The organism is Streptomyces shenzhenensis, from assembly GCF_003688995.1.
GTDB classification, from domain to species: Bacteria; Actinomycetota; Actinomycetes; order Streptomycetales; family Streptomycetaceae; genus Streptomyces; species Streptomyces shenzhenensis_A.
This window is the reverse complement of sequence record NZ_PENI01000002.1, coordinates 535,913-551,760: the sequence shown is the minus strand read 5'-3', so window position 1 is coordinate 551,760 and position 15,848 is coordinate 535,913. Positions and strand designations below refer to the sequence as shown.

Genomic DNA, 15,848 nt, shown 5'->3' with positions numbered 1-15,848 from the left:
TTGTGTCGGTGTTGCAACACTCCGCGCACATGCCGGGGTCGGGGCGGTCGGACGCGGGGCTCAGGCCAGCCCCGCCTCCCTCATCTGACGCAGTTCCTTCTTCATCTCGGAGACCTCGTCGCGCAGCCGGGCCGCGATCTCGAACTGCAGGTCCGCGGCGGCGGCACGCATGCGCTCCGTCATCTCCTCGATCTGCTCGGCGAGTTCGGCCGCGGGGCGGTCCGTCGGCACCGCTTCCTTGGCCTTGCCCTTGGCGGGCTTGGCGGGCTTCGCGCCCTTGGCCGCCTTGTCGCCGAGCGACGGGACCGAGGCCTTGGCGCCCTTGCCGTCCTTCAACTTGCGGTAGCCGGTGCCGAGGAGCTGTTCGGTGTCGACCTCCTCGCGGGCGATCTGCGCGACGATGTCGTTGATCTTCTTGCGCAGCGGCTGCGGGTCGATGCCGTTGGCCTTGTTGAAGGCGATCTGCTTCTCCCGGCGCCTGTTGGTCTCCTCGATGGCCCGCTCCATCGCCGGGGTGATCTTGTCGGCGTACATATGGACCTGACCGGAGACGTTGCGCGCCGCTCGGCCGATGGTCTGGATCAGCGACGTACCGGAGCGCAGGAAGCCCTCCTTGTCGGCGTCGAGGATCGCCACGAGGGAGACCTCGGGCAGGTCGAGGCCCTCACGCAGGAGGTTGATGCCCACCAGGACGTCGAACTCGCCCGAGCGCAGCTCCCGCAGCAGCTCGACGCGGCGCAGGGTGTCCACGTCGCTGTGCAGATAGCGGACCTGAATGCCGAGTTCGAGGAAGTAGTCCGTGAGGTCCTCGGCCATCTTCTTGGTGAGCGTGGTGACCAGGACGCGCTCGTCCTTCTCGGTCCGCTTGCGGATCTCGTGCACCAGGTCGTCGATCTGGCCCTCGGTGGGCTTGACCACGACCTCCGGGTCGACCAGGCCGGTGGGGCGGATGATCTGCTCCACGGCCCCGTCGGAGCGCGACAGCTCGTAGGCGCCCGGGGTGGCCGACAGGTAGACGGTCTGCCCGATGCGCTCCTGGAACTCCTCCCACTTCAGCGGGCGGTTGTCCAGGGCGGAGGGCAGGCGGAAGCCGTGCTCCACGAGGGTGCGCTTGCGGGAGGCGTCGCCCTCGTACATGGCGCCGATCTGCGGGACGGTGACGTGCGACTCGTCGATGACGAGCAGGAAGTCGTCCGGGAAGTAGTCCAGCAGGGTGTTGGGCGGGGAGCCGGGCAAGCGGCCGTCGAAGTGCATCGAGTAGTTCTCCACACCGGAGCAGGTGCCGATCTGGCGGAGCATCTCGATGTCGTACGTGGTGCGCATCCGCAGCCGCTGGGCCTCCAGGAGCTTGCCCTGCTTCTCCAGCTCCGCCAGGCGCTCCCCCAGCTCCTTCTCGATGTCGTTGACGGCCCGCTCCATGCGCTCGGGACCGGCGATGTAGTGCGAGGCGGGGAAGACATACAGCTGCTCGTCGTCGCTGATGATCTCGCCGGTGAGGGGATGGAGCGTGGACAGCGCCTCGATCTCGTCGCCGAACATCTCGATGCGGACGGCGAGTTCCTCGTACACCGGGAAGATCTCGATGGTGTCGCCGCGGACGCGGAAGGTGCCGCGGGCGAACGCCAGGTCGTTGCGCGCGTACTGGATGTCCACGAAGCGGCGCAGCAGCTCGTCGCGGTCGATCTCGTCGCCCACCCGGAGGGGGACCATCCGGTCCACGTACTCCTGTGGCGTGCCGAGGCCGTAGATGCAGGAGACCGAGGCGACCACGATGACGTCGCGGCGGGTGAGCAGCGAGTTGGTCGCGGAGTGCCGCAAGCGCTCCACCTCCTCGTTGATCGAGGAGTCCTTCTCGATGTAGGTGTCCGACTGCGGGACGTAGGCCTCGGGCTGGTAGTAGTCGTAGTACGAGACGAAGTACTCGACCGCGTTGTTCGGAAGCAGCTCGCGGAACTCGTTGGCCAACTGCGCGGCCAGTGTCTTGTTCGGCGCCATCACGAGCGTGGGGCGCTGGAGCTTCTCGATCATCCACGCCGTGGTGGCGGACTTGCCGGTGCCGGTCGCGCCCAGCAGGACGACATCCTTCTCACCGGCCCCGATGCGCTTGGCCAGGTCGGCGATGGCCGTCGGCTGGTCGCCGCTGGGCTGGTAGGGGCTGACGACCTCGAAGGGCGCCACCGTGCGTTCGATGTGGGAAACGGGCCGCATGCCATCCACCGTACGACCCCGCACTGACAACGGGCTCCGATCAGCGGTTCTGCGGGGTGCGTGAGCTGTGGTGCCCCTGGCCGGCTCCCTGGCGGATCCGCGGCGGGCCTGCCGGAACCGCCGGGTGGCGGCGCGGGTGCGGGGCGAACGCGCCGGCGGGGACGCCCGGCTTGCGCTCCTGCGTGGGCCGGGCGGGCCGGCCCGCGATCATCAACGGGTCGACCATCACGACGACGCCCGCGAGCAGGAGGAAGGTGAGGGGGCCGATCAGCATGGGCGCGAGCAGGGCCGCGGGCGAGGAGCCGCCGATGGCCGTGGCGGAGCCGTGGACGTGCACGGTGAGGGCGGCCATACCGGTGTAGTGCATGCCGGTGACCGCGAGTCCCATGACGAGGCTGGCGCCCACGCTCCACAGGAAGCCACGCACCTGTCCGGCGGCCCACAGAGCGGTGGTGGCGGCCACGACCGCTATCACGACGGAGACGGCGACGGCGACGGTGTTGTATTCGAGCCGCCCGTCCAGGCGTATGCCCGCCATGCCGAGGTAGTGCATCGAGGCGATGCCCAAGCCGGTGATCGTTCCACCGGTGAACAGCGCCGTTCCGGTGGCGCCGCGGTAGCCGACTATGAAGATCCCGACGCCCACCATGATGATGGCGATGGCGAGGCTGGCGTACGTGAGCGGTTTGTCGAAGTGGACCGGGATCTCCGCGACGGTGAACCCCATCATGGCGACGAAGTGCATGGTCCAGATACCGGAGCCGATGGCGGCCGAGCCAAGGGCGAGCCAGGCGGGACGCCTGGACTGGGACACCAGCAGGGATCTGGTAGTGCAGCGCAGGCCCAGGGCGCCGCCGAGGCAGGCCATCAGGAAGGCCACCAACGGGGTGACGGCCCCGTAACTGAAGTCGTCGACCGTGCCCTGCATGCGCGGCTGCCCTTCCGCCTCTTGCGTCCCGGACTATCTGGTGTGCGCCCCCGTCCCAGGACCGCTCGGGCGGTCAGGGTTGACAGAGAGTATGACCCCCACAGGAACGGACGAACGATTTTCCGGCAAAGAAACACGCCTTGCCCCACTTGTGCGGCACCGGTGAGCGACCACGGGCATCTCGGTCCAAACTGTGCTCATCCTGCACCCCGCCACCTCTACTCTCTGCTGTCACTCTGATACCGTCCGCTTTCGCCCGAGGTGAGGAGTACGCATGCGTGCGCGTGTCATCGCCGTAACGACGGTCGCGCTCCTGGGGGTCGCCGCGCTGGTGACGCCGACCCACGACGCCCGGGCCGGCAGCCCCGGCGGCCAGGTCACGATCGTCGCCCACCGGGGCGCCTCCGCCTACGCCCCGGAGAACACACTGCCCGCCGTCGACGAGGCGGCCCGAAGGGGCTTCAGCTGGGTCGAGAACGACGTGCAGCGGACCAAGGACGGTGAACTCGTCGTCATCCACGACGACAGCCTGACCCGCACCACGAACGCCGAGAAGGTGTTCCCGGGCCGGGCGCCGTGGAAGGTGAAGGACTTCACCGCGGCCGAGATCGCCCGCCTGGACGCGGGCAGCTGGTTCGGACCCGCGTACGCGGGCACGCGCGTGCCGACGCTCAAGGAGTACCTGCGCCGGGTCGAGCACAACCACGAGAAACTGCTCCTGGAGATCAAGAGTCCGGAACTGTACCCGGGCATCGAGCGGGAGACCCTCAAGCTCCTCGGCAACGAGGGCTGGCTGGACCGGCAGCACCTAGGACGGCTCGTCGTGCAGAGCTTCAGCACGGACAGCCTGCGGATCGTGCACGACCTGAAGCCGGGCCTCACGACCGGCTACCTCGGCACGCCCCCGGCGGCCGACCTGCACACCTACGCCGGCTTCACCGACCTGATCAACCCGTCCCACAAGTCCGTCTCCAGGGACTACGTCACCACAGTGCACTCCTACAAGGGGCCGCACGGCAGGCCGCTCGGGGTGTTCGCCTGGACCGTGGACGACGCGTCGACCGCCCGGAACGTCGCCGGGTACGGCGTCGACGGCATCATCACGAACCGGCCCGACGTGGTGCGGAAGGCGCTGAGCGCGTCCTGAGCCCGCGCAGCGGAACGCCTCAGGACCGACCGGCGCCGGGGCGTTGTCAGTGGCGGGTCGTACGGTGGGCGCATGGACAGCCATGGGCAGTACGAGCAGCGGGTCGTGTGGGCCGTCGTGGGCACCGACATCGGTCCACTGCTGCTGGCGGCGACCAGGGACGGCCTGGTCAACGTCGTGTTCCACGCCACCGACAAGGTACGTGACCAGGCGTTGGAGCGGCTCGCGGCCCGACTGGGCACCGAGCCCGTCGAGGCACCCGGTTCACCGCTGCTGACCGAGGCGATACGCCAGGTCGAGGCGTACTTCGCGGGGAGACGGCAGGACTTCGAACTGTCGCTGGACTGGTCGCTGATCTCCGGCTTCAACCGGCAGGTGCTGCGCGAACTGGCGGCCGGCGTCCCGTACGGCACGGTCGTCGGGTACGGCGACCTGGCCGGGCGGGTCGGCCAGCCGGGCGCGGCGCAGGCGGTGGGCACGGCAATGGGTGCCAATCCGCTGCCGGTCATTGTGCCCTGCCACCGCGTCGTGGAGAGCGACGGCGGCATCGGCGGGTTCGGAGGCGGTCTGGAGACCAAGCGGAAGCTGCTCGCCCTGGAGGGCGTGCTGCCCGAGCCCCTGTTCTGACAGCCCTGTTCCGACGGCTCTGTCGCACCGGTCGGCGTGCCCTGGCACGGGCGCGCCTCCGGGGTGGGGCCGAGCGCAGTGCCGTGCTTCCAGCACGTGACCGTCGGGGTTCCGGAAGCGGAAGCCGCGCGGCATCCTCATCCACTCGGCCGTTGAGCGGGCTCGGGCCGAGGATCGTCTCCTCGGCGTTTATCCCGCCGGGCGGCTCGCCAGGGATGAGAGAGGGACCGAGCGACAGGAGGCAGGCGCGTGGTGCTGGTGGTGGCGGAAGAAGTACGGGACGCGATCGACGCGCGTCGCCCCGTGGTGGCCCTGGAGTCCACGATCATCGCGCACGGGCTGCCGCGCCCGCGCAATCTCCGGGTGGCGCAGGAACTGGAGGAGGCGGTACGGCGGGAGGGTGCCGTGCCCGCGACGATCGCCGTGCTGGACGGGCGGCCCCATGTGGGCCTGGACAAGGGGCAGTTGGAGCGGATCGCGAACGAGGAGGGGATGCGCAAGCTGGGCCATCGCGACCTGCCGCTCGCCGTGGCGGCGGGGGCGAGCGGGGCGACCACGGTGTCGGCGACCGCGCTGCTGGCCGCGCTGGCCGGCGTCCGGGTGTTCGCGACGGGCGGGCTGGGCGGTGTGCACCGGGAGTGGACGGTGACGCAGGACGAGTCCGCGGACCTGGGCCTGCTGGCCCGGACCCGGATCACGGTGGTGTGCGCGGGGGTGAAGTCGATCCTGGACGTACCGGCCACCCTGCAGCGTCTGGAGACGCTGGGAGTCGCGGTCGCCGGGTACGGCACTGACCGGTTCCCCGGCTTCTACTTGTCCGACTCCGGGCATCCCGTCGACTGGACGGTGCGAAGCCCGGAGGAGGTGGCGCGGGTCATGCGCGCCCAGGACGCGCTGGACGGGCCGGAGTCGGCGGTGATCGTCGCGAATCCCGTGCCCGAGCAGGAGCAGCTGGATCCCGCGCTGCACGCGCGGGTGCTCGCCGACGCGCTGCGCGCGTGCGAGCAGGAGGGGGTCACCGGCCAGGCGGTCACGCCGTTCCTGTTGGACTATCTGGTCCGGCACACCGATGGCGCTTCGCTGAGTGCCAATCTGGCGGCCGTCCGCGGCAATGTGCGGCTCGCGGCGCGGATCGCCGCGGCGTGGACCCGGGGGTGACGGCGGGGCGGGCGGGGGCGCTGCTGGTCGTCGGGGACGTCGTCACCGATGTCGTCGCGCGGCACCGGGGCCCGCTCGCGGCCGGCACCGACACGGCGGCGGCGATCCGGACGCTTCCCGGCGGGGCTGGCGCCAACGTGGCCTGCTGGGCCGCCGCCGCGGGCTGTGCGGACGTGCGGCTGCTGGGGCGGGTGGGTGCGGACGCGGCGGCGTGGCACGAGCGGGAGCTGGTGTCCGCCGGCGTGCGTCCACGACTCGTCCTCGACACGGAGGCGGCGACCGCGACGGTGATCTGCCTGGTGGACGCGGACGCCGCGGCCGAGCGGACCTTCCTCACGGACAGCGGCGCGGCGCTGCGGCTCGAACCGGCCGACTGGTCGGACACGCTGCTCGACGGGGTCGCGCGGCTGCATCTGTCCGGCTATCTGCTGTTCTCCGAGCCGAGCCGGGCGCTCGCGGCGGTGGCACTGCGGGCGGCACGCGCGCGTGAGGTGCCGGTGAGCCTGGATCCGGCGTCGACGGGGTTTCTCCGGGCCTTGGGGGTCGACCGCTTCCTGGCGTTCGCCGAAGGCCTGGACATCCTGCTGCCCAGCCGGGACGAGGCGTGTCTGCTGACGGGGCTGCCCGACCCGGCGGACGCCGCGGCCAAGCTGAGCCGTCTGGTCCCGCTGGTGGTGGCCAAGCTCGGCGCTGACGGAGCGCTGGTGGCCCGGTCCGGCGATGTGCTCGCCCGCGTTCCCGCCGCGCCGGCGACGCCCCGGGACACGACGGGTGCGGGGGACGCGTTCACCGGCGCGTTCCTGGCCGCTCTCGTCGCGGGCGCGGGTGCCGAGGACGCGGCGGCGGAGGGGTGCCGGGCGGGCGCCCGTGCGGTGGAGCAGGTCGGCGGCCGGCCACCGGCACGGGAATGACCGCGCGACAGCCCTGGCCACAATGCAGCCCCGGCCGCAACGCGACCCTGGCGGCACCGCAGTGCTGGCCGTGACACGTTCCTGGCACCGGCACGAGCCGGCTGCGGCATGGACTGGCCGCGGCGCGGCGGGCGCGTCCGATACGGCGGACGGGCGCGGCACGGCGGACAGAGAGGGCAGCGGCAGCGCAGGCGCGTGGAACACAGCGGGGAAAGCGGTCGGGCGCGACACAGCGGACGCGGACGGCCGCCCGGCGGGACGCGAGACCGCGGACGGCGCAGGGGTACAGCGGCCGTGGGGCGCGGTACGGCGGATGCGTCCGGCCTGCTAGGCCTTGCGTCCCCACGCCGAGATCATCGGTGCCGTGGCCAGGTCCATGCCGCCCGCGGCGACATTGGCGAGGTGCTGGTCGATGTCCCCGTCGGTGGCCAGTCCCGCCGCGACGAGCCGGTCCCGGATCTGCCGCACGGTGGCGATCTCCAAAGCCGCGCAGGCGGGCGAGGCGAGCGGGAAGTACGCGTCGGCCTGCACGTTGCGCAGTCCGGCCTCGCGCAGCAGGCGCGGGAGCCTGCGGCCGTAGGACAGATCGGCGCCGCGGTCGGCGAGCAGGGTGCGGAACCCTTTCCGCAGCCGGTTGGCGAGTTGCTGCTCGGGGCCGTGCTCGTCCGGGCAGATGAGGGGCTGGAGCGCGGGGTCGGCGTCCTCGACCAGGAGCCGTCCGCCGGGCCGCAGCGCCTGGACCATCGAGTGCAGCGCCCGTTCCCGGTCCGGGACGTGTACAAGGACCAGGCGGGCGTGCACCAGGTCGAACCCCACTCCGGGCGGCTCCTGCTCGCCGACGTCATGGACACGCACCTCGACGGGCGGACGCGCGGCCGGGAGGAGCAGCGAGGTGTCGATATCGGTGGCGACGACCCTGCCGGTCGGGCCCACCTTCTTGGCCAGCCAGGACACCACGGAAGTACCGCCGGCGCCGACCTCCCAGCAGCGCCAGCCGGGCCCCAGCCCGAAGCCCACCAGGTGCCGGAAGGTGGTGGGGTCGAAGAGGGTGGCGAAGGCGTCGAAGCGCTGCCCCGCCTCGGCCTGCCGGTTGTCGAGGAGATATCCGTCGGATCGCGTCATGCCGCGATCATCCCAGTTGTTCCGCCGGTCGCGGATGGACGACGCTCCGGCGCGACGGGCGGCAGGCCCCCGGCCGTGACCACTTGTCCACAGCCGGGAACCAAGCGGAATGGGCGGCTCCCACAGGCTTGTCCACGGATCGCGCCGGGCTGGCAGACTTTCTGGTCAAGGCGCGACAGCACGGCGCGAGGAGCAGCAGGCAGGGGGATCCAGATGTCCATGGCAGGGAATCTGCGCAAGGTCAGGGACCTGAGCGGGGTCGGCCGCCTGCGCAAGGTCGCACGGCTGACGCGGAAGCGACCGCGCGTCGATCTGAGCCATCCCGCCCGGTCACCGCTGGGCTCCTCGGTGGTCAACTGCGTGACGTACCGGGACGGCGCCCGGGTCTCCGGCGGCGGCGACCTGGTCGACGCCGTGGAGCGGGTGCGCAAGAGCGGGGACGGATTCGTCTGGCTGGGGCTGCACGAGCCGACGGACGCCGAGTTCGCGGGCATCGCCGAACTGTTCGACCTGCATCCGCTGGCGGTCGAGGACGCGGTGGAGGCCCATCAGCGCCCGAAGCTGGAGCGGTACGGGGAGACGCTGTTCGCCGTGTTCAAGACGGTCTGCTACGTCGAGCACGAGGAGCTGACGGCGACGAGCGAGGTGGTGCACACCGGCGAGATCATGGTGTTCCTCGGCCACGACTTCGTGATCACGGTCCGGCACGGACGGCACGGCTCGCTGGGACCGCTACGCGAGGAACTGGAGTCGCAGCCCCGGCAGCTGGCCAAGGGCCCGGCGGCGGTGCTGCACGCCATCGCGGACCATGTGGTGGACGAGTATCTGAACGTGACGGACGCGGTGCAGTCCGACATCGACGAGGTCGAGACGGATGTGTTCGCGGAGAACGGGGCGCGGGTCGACCCCGGGCGCATCTACCAGCTGAAGCGGGAACTCCTTGACCTGAAGCGGGCTGTGGTGCCGCTGGCCCGTCCGGTCGAGGACCTCGCCACGCGGCCGATCCGGGTGGTCGACCCGGAGATACAGGCCTATTTCAGGGATGTCCTCGACCACTTGATACGGGCGAAGGAGCAGATCGCCTCCTTCGACGAACTGCTCAACTCGATCCTCCAGGCCCATCTGGCACAGGTGACGGTCGCGCAGAACGAGGACATGCGGAAGATCACGGCATGGGCCGCGATCATCGCCGTACCGACCATGGTGTGCGGGGTCTACGGCATGAACTTCGACCACATGCCGGAGCTGCGCTGGCGATTCGGCTATCCGCTGGTCATCGGGGTGATATCCATCGCGTGTCTGACGCTGTACCGAGGGTTCAGACGCAACGGCTGGCTGTGACCGGCCCGGGGCCGGACGCGGGGCGTCAGTGGCTGGACGGGGTGGTCCGGGCGTAGACGCTCTCGGCGAAGGCGGCGATCTGGTTCTCCCCGAGGTGCTCGGCGAGGTCGGCCTCGCTGATCATGCCGACCAGGCGCTTGTTCTCGATGACGGGCAGGCGGCGGATCTGGTGCTCCCGCATCTCCTGGAGCACTTCGCCGACGTCGGCGCTCGCCTCGATCCAGCGGGGCGTACCGTGGGCCATCTGCCCTGCGGTGATCTTGGCGGGGTCGTGCCCCATGGCCACGCAGCCGACCACGATGTCGCGGTCGGTGAGGATGCCGCAGAGCCGTTCGTTCTCGTCGCTGATGGGCAGCGCTCCGACGTTCAGCTCGCGCATCAACTGGGCTGCGCGGTCCAAGGTCTCGTGGGCGGGTATCCACTGGGCGCCACGGTGCATGATGTCTCCGGCGGTGGTCATGGTGCACCTCCCGGTACCGGACGGGCCGGCGCGGCGCGGGAAACACCGCTGGTCCCGGCATCCTACATTCTCCCGCGCCCGGCCGGGTCTCCGCACCCGCAGGGGGAGAGTCCCGCTCCGCCCTCGGCTCGGGCACCCGGGCCGCATCTGCCACAGCTGAGGCTTCGGGCGAGGGGTGGGTCAGCCGTTCCAGGCCGGGTGCCGGGGGTCGTCGGCGCGGACCAGGACGTCGGCCGTCGTGGCGGGGTCGGTCTCGTCCGCGTACCGCTCGAAGGCGGGCAGCGTCCAGTGGTCCGCCTCGGGGGTACGGCGGCGCAGGGCACCCGGCGAGAGGAGGACATGGACGGTCAGGTCGAAGGGGAACCAGTGCCGCAGGAGGAGCGGACCGTGCAGCAACAGCAGCCCGCCGGGCGGGAGTTGGACGTAGGAGCTGCGGGTGGCCCGATCGGTGACCGGGTCCCACAGGTCGGGCAGGACACGGCCGTCGCCGCCGGGTTCGAGCGGACCGAAGACCTCGCGCCACAGTGCCGCGGTGTCGAACCAGCCGTTGTAGTACGACTCCACGTCCCGGTGCCCGTGCTCCAGTCGGAGCGAGGCGGGGCGCAGGAATCCTTCGGCGCCCACGACGAGCGAGGGGCGGCCGCGTACTCGCAGCGCCTGCGCGACCCGCTCCGCGAGGTCGACCGGGCGGGCAGCAGAGGCGCCGTCGAAGGCGACGCGCGGCCAGGGACCGCCGTCCGCGGGCCGGACGTCGAGCAGCCGCTCGGCCAGCCGTTCGGCCAGCCGGTCCCAGGTGATCGCTTCGAGTCGCACGGGCCCATGATGCCGCGCCGGACCCAGAGCACCCGCACGGGACCGACCGGGGCCGCCGGGGAGGGGCGCGGGGGCCCTCGTGGGCCCGTCCGACAGCGGCGCCGGGGTCCTCGGTCCGCCGGCGGGGCGGGCATCGGTGCCGTGGTCCGCGGAGGCCGCGCTCCCCCGGCCGGTCTCGGCGTCCGGGGGCGTGGGGTGACCGCGGTTGTTGGTCAGGAGTGCCGTTCATGGGCGCGGGCTCCAGGCACCGGCCTCCGCGAGAACGCCGGGTCCGGCCTCCGTGCGGACGCGGGCTCCGGCCTCCGTGCGGCCGCAGGCTCCAGCCTCCGTGAGGGCGCAGGCCCCGATCTCCATGCGGACACAGGCTCCAGCCTCCACGGGAACCCAGGCTCCGGCCATCATGGGGACGCGGGCTCCGGCCTCCGTAGGGGCGTGGGATCGGGTCGGCGGGCGGGAGAAGCGGGGCCGTGTGGGGAAGGAACGGGATATGGCGCGCCTCGCAACTCACCCGTCGGACACGGGACTTCTCGTGATCCAGCCGCTGCGGCGGAAGCAGTGCGCCGCCTGCCGTCGTGGGCCGTTGCCCCTGCTCGTGGTCGAGGGCGGGGCGCCACGCTGCCTCGACTGTGCCGACCTCGGCCATCTGGTGTTCCTGCCGCGCGGCGACACCGCGCTGACGCGCAGGTCGAGGGAGGAGAGCGGGCTGTCGGCGGTGGTGGTGCGGTTCAACCGGCGCAGGAGCCGGTACGAGCGGCAGGGTGTGCTCGTCGAGGAGACGGCCCTGGCCCGGGCGGAGGAGCGGTGCCTGGCCGACGCGGAAGCGCGGCGGCGGCGCCGGGCGCGGGACGCGCGACGGCGGGCGGTGCAGGACGCGCGGTTCACGGAGGCGTTCGCGGCGGAGATCCGGCGGCTGTTTCCCGGCTGCCCGGCCGAGCGGGCGGAGGCGATCGCGACGCACGCGTCCGTGCGGGGCAGCGGGCGGGTGGGGCGCAGCGCGGCGGGGCGGGCGCTGTCCGAGGGGGCGGTGGTCTCGGCGGTCGTGGCGGCCGTGCGGCACCTGGACACGCCGTACGACCGGTTATTGATGAGCGGGGTGCCGCGGCACGAGGCGCGGCGGCGGATAGCGGTCGCCGTGGAGGCAGTGCTGCGCGGGTGGCGCGGGGCCGGTGCGGACGTGGGGTGAGACCGGGCGGCCGGGGCGGCTGGACGCTCGCGTATGCGCTCGCGCGTCACGGCGATGGTCGCGGTTTCGCGGGGGGAATTCACTGAGGGTGACGGGGGGTCCGAGCGGGCCCCGGTTCGAGGTGGGGAGGGGATGAGGACATGATCGACGGCCCGTACTTCGTGCTGATCGTGCTGGGGGTGCTCGGTACCGGGCTGGTGGCCGGGGTGTTCTGCGGGTTCTCGACGTTCGTCATGCGCGGGCTGGGCGCGTTGCCGCCCGCACAGGGCGTCGCCGCGATGAACGCGATCAACGTGGCCGCCGTGACACCCGCGTTCATGCTGGTGTTCGCGGGGTCCGCGGTGCTGTGCGCCATGATAGCCGTGGTGACGTTCGTGCTGTGGCCGGACGACGGCAAGGTGGAACTGCTGCTGGGCAGCGCGCTGTTCCTGGTCGGTTCGTTCGGGCTGACCGTGGTCGCGAACGTGCCTCGCAACGACACCCTGGCCGGGATGGAGCCGGGCAGCCCGGAGGCCGCCGCCTACTGGCCGACGTATGTGCGCGAGTGGACCATGTGGAACCACGTCCGCACGGTCGCCTCGGCCGCCGCCGCGGTGGTGTATGTGCTGGCGCTCACCTGAGTGGGCTCGCGGGGTGGCCCCGGGGCGGGTCGCGGGGCGGGCCGGGGCCTGGGGAAGGGGCTGTCGGCGGCTCTGCGGGGGTGGCCGGGGAGACGTATCGTGGCCGGAAGAGTGCCGCCCGATGACGCATGGCCCGTCATACGCGTAGGCAAGGAAGACGACCATGGCCGACCCCAAGGGTTTCATGACCACGCCGCGCGAGGAGTGGCCACGTCGGCCCGTCGAGGAACGGGTCAGGGACTGGGACGAGGTGTACGTCCCGGGCGCGCTGCTGCCCATCATCAGCAAGCAGGCCGACCGGTGCATGGACTGCGGCATACCGTTCTGCCACGACGTCTGTCCGCTGGGGAACCTGATCCCCGAGTGGAACGACCTGGTGGCGCGCGAGGACTGGCGGGCGGCGGCGGACCGGCTGCACGCCACGAACAACTTCCCCGAGTTCACCGGCCGGTTGTGTCCGGCGCCGTGCGAGGCGGGGTGTGTGCTCGCGATCAACCAGCCGGCGGTGACCATCAAGAACGTCGAGTGCGCCATCGCCGACCGGGCCTGGGAGGAGGGCTTCACACCGCCCCGGCCGCCGGACCGGCTGTCCGGCCGGACGGTCGCGGTGATCGGGTCGGGGCCCACGGGTCTCGCCGCGGCACAGCAGCTGACCCGGGCCGGGCACACCGTCGCCGTGTACGAGCGGGACGACCGGGTGGGCGGGCTGCTGCGGTACGGCATCCCCTCCTTCAAGATGGAGAAGCGGCATCTGGAGCGGCGGCTGGAGCAGATGCGCGCCGAGGGGACCAGGTTCCGTACGTCCACGCGGGTCGGGCGGGATGTCGCGGCGGACGAGCTGCGGACGCGGTACGACGCCGTGGTGATCGCCACGGGGGCCACGGCGTGGCGGGAACTGCCGGTGCCGGGGCGGGAGTTGGCGGGGATCCATCAGGCGATGGAGTATCTGCCGCTGTCCAACCGGGTCGGTGAGGGCGATCTGGTGGTGTCGCCGCTGTGCGCGGCGGGGAAGCACGTCGTCATCGTGGGCGGCGGTGACACCGGTGCGGACTGTCTGGGCACGGCGGTGCGGGACGGCGCCGCGTCCGTGACCCAGCTGGACATCTATGCCCAGCCGGGCGCCGATCGGGACGAGGACGCCGAGCCCTGGCCGACGTATCCGAAGATCTACCGGCTGTCGGCCGCGCACGAGGAGGCGCGCGATCTGGTGACGGCGCCGGCGGCTGACGCGGACGCCCGGCTGTTCGCGGCGTCGACGCTGCGCTTCACCGGGGACGGGAGCGGGCATGTGCGGTCGCTGCACCTGGTGGAGGTGGACGCGGGGCGGCGGCCGCTGCCGGGCACCGGGCGGACGCTGCCCGCAGACCTGGTGCTGCTCGCGCTCGGCTTCTCGGGGCCCGACCGGACCGACGGGCTCGTCGACCAGTTGGGGCTGGCGATGCACGCGCGGGGCACGATCGCACGGGACGCGGGCTTCGCGACCAACGTCCCCGGTGTGTTCGCCGCGGGGGACGCCGCGCGCGGACAGTCGCTGATCGTGTGGGCGATCGCCGAGGGGCGGGCGGTGGCCGCGGCGGTCGACCGGTATCTGACGGGGAGTTCGCGGCTGCCCGCGCCGATATCGGCGTACGACCGGCCGATGGCCGTGTGAAGGCCCGCTGTCCGGGGAGCATGCGTACGGAGGCGGCATGGGACGCGCCGTGCGCCACCTGCCGCCCCCGTACGCCGACGTCGACCCGGAGGTAGTGGGTGACGCCCTCCGGTGTGCCGGGCCATCACCTGCACCCGGGGATCGAGGGCCGGCATCTGCCGGCCCTCCCCCACTGCCTCAAGGACGTGGGCGGTACCCCCACTCGTCGGCAGGGTGGTTGTCCTGCGGTCTGCTGGTGTCGATCTCGACGGCAGCGGTGCGGTCCTGCCCGGTCATGGGGCACTCCATAAGCGTCGGACGCGGTCAGTGATCAATTCAGTACCAAAATTAGGATGTCGAGTCAGAAACAAAATCAACGAGCCGGATTCAGGACAGCAGGAAGTCCGCCTCACCCGCTTTCGCGCCCTCGATGAAGGCGGTCATCTCGTCCGTGGTGTAGATCAGTGCCGGCCCGTCCGGGTCGGTCGACTGACGGACGGCTATCCGGCCGTCGGCGAGCTTCATGGCCTCCAGACAGTTGCCTCCGTTGCCGCCGCTCCACGGCTTGTGCCAGCCGTCGCTGCCCAGCTCGCGCGCGGGCATGCCGTTGTAGATCCGCTGGGCGCGGAACAGCGGCTTGGCGTGGATCTTGCTGCGTTCCATTCACAACTCCTTGCGGAAATCCCGGAGGATCTCCTTGGTGCGATGTGCCGTGGCGGCCTGAGCCGCCATGCGGTCCATGACCTCGAGGTGGGTCGCCACCTCTGAGCGCGCGTCCAGGTAGACGGCGCCGGTCAGGTACTCGCTGTAAACCATGTCCGGCAATTCCGACACGGCGAATCGGAACAGCACGAAGGGCCCGTACGTGCCCGGATGCGGCCCGCTGGCGAACGGGGCGATCTGGAGGGTCACATTGGGCAGCTTTGCGGCCTCGAGCAGCTTGTCGACCTGCGCGCGCATCACCTCGGGACCGCCGACCGGGCGCAGCAGAACGGTTTCATCCATCACCACCCAGAAGCGGGGCGCGTCGGTGCGGGTGAGCAGATCCTGGCGCTGCATACGCAGCGCGACATGGCGCTCGATGTCCTCGGGCTGGGCCTGTCCGATGGCGCCGGACTCCAGGACACCGCGCGCGTACTCCTCGGTCTGCAGCAGGCCGGGCACGAAGTGCGGTTCGTACGAGCGGATCAGGCCGGCCGCGCCTTCGAGGCTGACGTACATCGAGAACCAGCCGGGCAGGATGTCATGGAAGCGCTGCCACCAGCCGGGCCTGTTGGCCTCCTCGGCGAGCTGCACGAAGAGGTCGGCCTCGCCGTCGGAGACGCCGTAGGCCTTCAGGAGCAGCTGAAGGTACGGGATCTTGAGAGCGACCTCGGCCATCTCCATGCGGCGGACGGTGGCGGGGGCCACGCGGAGGATGCGGGCGGCCTCCTCGCGCTTGAGCCCTGCGCGTTCCCGCAGGTCCAGCAGGCGCCGGCCGAGAACCACCTGGCCCACGGTCGGCGCGGACCGCGGTTCGCTCACGCTCCACCTCCACGTCTGAGACACGCTTCGAACACGCATGAATCCGGACAGCCCTGCGGCGCCGGTCGAAGAAGTCATCGGTGATCCGCTGGATCGCCGGTGATTCGAACTGGCGCCGCCGGACGTGCTGTTCCGAGCAGTGTGCCATGGCCCTCGACCGAGTCACACAGCACTCT

General features: G+C 71.5%; 15 protein-coding genes. 8 read left to right on the top strand and 7 right to left on the bottom strand.

Translation table 11 applies throughout. From position 1 onward, the window contains the following. Nucleotides 1-60: 60 nt before the first annotated feature. A complete protein-coding gene (gene uvrB / locus CTZ28_RS05355; protein ID WP_121888044.1) occupies nt 61-2,208 on the bottom strand; it encodes an excinuclease ABC subunit UvrB in 2,148 nt (715 codons plus the stop codon). 40 nt (nt 2,209-2,248) lie between these two features. Further along, complete coding sequence (locus CTZ28_RS05350; protein WP_121888043.1) at nt 2,249-3,136, bottom strand: MHYT domain-containing protein; 888 nt, start codon at nt 3,134-3,136, stop codon at nt 2,249-2,251. A gap of 274 nt (nt 3,137-3,410) precedes the next feature. Here CTZ28_RS05350 and CTZ28_RS05345 point away from each other — a divergent pair, with 274 nt between their 5' ends. The 4 genes from CTZ28_RS05345 to CTZ28_RS05330 all read left to right on the top strand — a co-directional run bounded on the left by CTZ28_RS05345 (nt 3,411) and on the right by CTZ28_RS05330 (nt 6,979). Further along, nucleotides 3,411-4,283 carry a glycerophosphodiester phosphodiesterase gene (locus tag CTZ28_RS05345; RefSeq protein ID WP_121888042.1) on the top strand — a complete coding sequence of 291 codons (873 nt, stop codon included), beginning with the start codon at nt 3,411-3,413 and terminating at the stop codon, nt 4,281-4,283. Between the two features lie 72 nt (nt 4,284-4,355). Continuing rightward, nucleotides 4,356-4,910, top strand: coding sequence for a methylated-DNA--[protein]-cysteine S-methyltransferase (locus CTZ28_RS05340; RefSeq protein ID WP_121888041.1), 555 nt, complete (start codon nt 4,356-4,358; stop codon nt 4,908-4,910). 249 nt (nt 4,911-5,159) lie between these two features. Then, a complete protein-coding gene (locus CTZ28_RS05335) occupies nt 5,160-6,068 on the top strand; it encodes a pseudouridine-5'-phosphate glycosidase (protein ID WP_183154273.1) in 909 nt (302 codons plus the stop codon). Then, nucleotides 6,053-6,979 carry a carbohydrate kinase family protein gene (locus CTZ28_RS05330; protein ID WP_121888040.1) on the top strand — a complete coding sequence of 309 codons (927 nt, stop codon included), beginning with the start codon at nt 6,053-6,055 and terminating at the stop codon, nt 6,977-6,979. Before CTZ28_RS05335 ends, CTZ28_RS05330 begins: the two co-directional genes overlap by 16 nt. A gap of 327 nt (nt 6,980-7,306) precedes the next feature. Here the strand turns inward: CTZ28_RS05330 and CTZ28_RS05325 are convergent, their stop codons facing one another. After that, nucleotides 7,307-8,101 carry a methyltransferase gene (locus tag CTZ28_RS05325; protein WP_121888039.1) on the bottom strand — a complete coding sequence of 265 codons (795 nt, stop codon included), beginning with the start codon at nt 8,099-8,101 and terminating at the stop codon, nt 7,307-7,309. A 213-nt stretch (nt 8,102-8,314) separates the two neighbouring features. On the opposite strand from CTZ28_RS05325, the gene CTZ28_RS05320 reads away from it, so the two are divergent. Continuing rightward, entirely contained in the window at nt 8,315-9,442 is a 1,128-nt protein-coding gene (locus CTZ28_RS05320) for a magnesium and cobalt transport protein CorA (RefSeq protein WP_121888038.1), read from the top strand. Between the two features lie 25 nt (nt 9,443-9,467). Here CTZ28_RS05320 and CTZ28_RS05315 read toward each other — a convergent pair whose 3' ends face one another. Continuing rightward, nucleotides 9,468-9,902, bottom strand: a complete 435-nt coding sequence (locus CTZ28_RS05315) for a CBS domain-containing protein (RefSeq protein ID WP_121888037.1) — start codon at nt 9,900-9,902, stop codon at nt 9,468-9,470. A gap of 180 nt (nt 9,903-10,082) precedes the next feature. Further along, the gene (locus CTZ28_RS05310) at nt 10,083-10,715 is read right to left on the bottom strand and encodes a nucleoside/nucleotide kinase family protein (RefSeq protein WP_121888036.1); all 633 of its coding nucleotides are present in this window, start codon (nt 10,713-10,715) and stop codon (nt 10,083-10,085) included. Nucleotides 10,716-11,202: 487 nt separating this feature from the next. Between CTZ28_RS05310 and CTZ28_RS05305 the strand changes: the two genes are divergently transcribed. From CTZ28_RS05305 to CTZ28_RS05295, 3 genes are all read left to right on the top strand, one after another. Next, nucleotides 11,203-11,898, top strand: coding sequence for a DUF2293 domain-containing protein (locus CTZ28_RS05305; protein ID WP_121888035.1), 696 nt, complete (start codon nt 11,203-11,205; stop codon nt 11,896-11,898). 140 nt (nt 11,899-12,038) lie between these two features. Next, the gene (locus CTZ28_RS05300) at nt 12,039-12,518 is read left to right on the top strand and encodes an anthrone oxygenase family protein (protein WP_121888034.1); all 480 of its coding nucleotides are present in this window, start codon (nt 12,039-12,041) and stop codon (nt 12,516-12,518) included. A gap of 163 nt (nt 12,519-12,681) precedes the next feature. After that, a complete protein-coding gene (locus tag CTZ28_RS05295; RefSeq protein ID WP_121888033.1) occupies nt 12,682-14,169 on the top strand; it encodes a glutamate synthase subunit beta in 1,488 nt (495 codons plus the stop codon). 366 nt (nt 14,170-14,535) lie between these two features. Here CTZ28_RS05295 and CTZ28_RS05290 read toward each other — a convergent pair whose 3' ends face one another. Both CTZ28_RS05290 and CTZ28_RS05285 read right to left on the bottom strand, forming a co-directional pair. Continuing rightward, nucleotides 14,536-14,811: a DUF397 domain-containing protein gene (locus CTZ28_RS05290; protein ID WP_121888032.1), complete on the bottom strand. Its 276-nt coding sequence runs from the start codon at nt 14,809-14,811 to the stop codon at nt 14,536-14,538. Continuing rightward, nucleotides 14,812-15,672, bottom strand: a complete 861-nt coding sequence (locus tag CTZ28_RS05285) for a helix-turn-helix domain-containing protein (RefSeq protein ID WP_121888031.1) — start codon at nt 15,670-15,672, stop codon at nt 14,812-14,814. Nucleotides 15,673-15,848 lie beyond the last annotated feature (176 nt).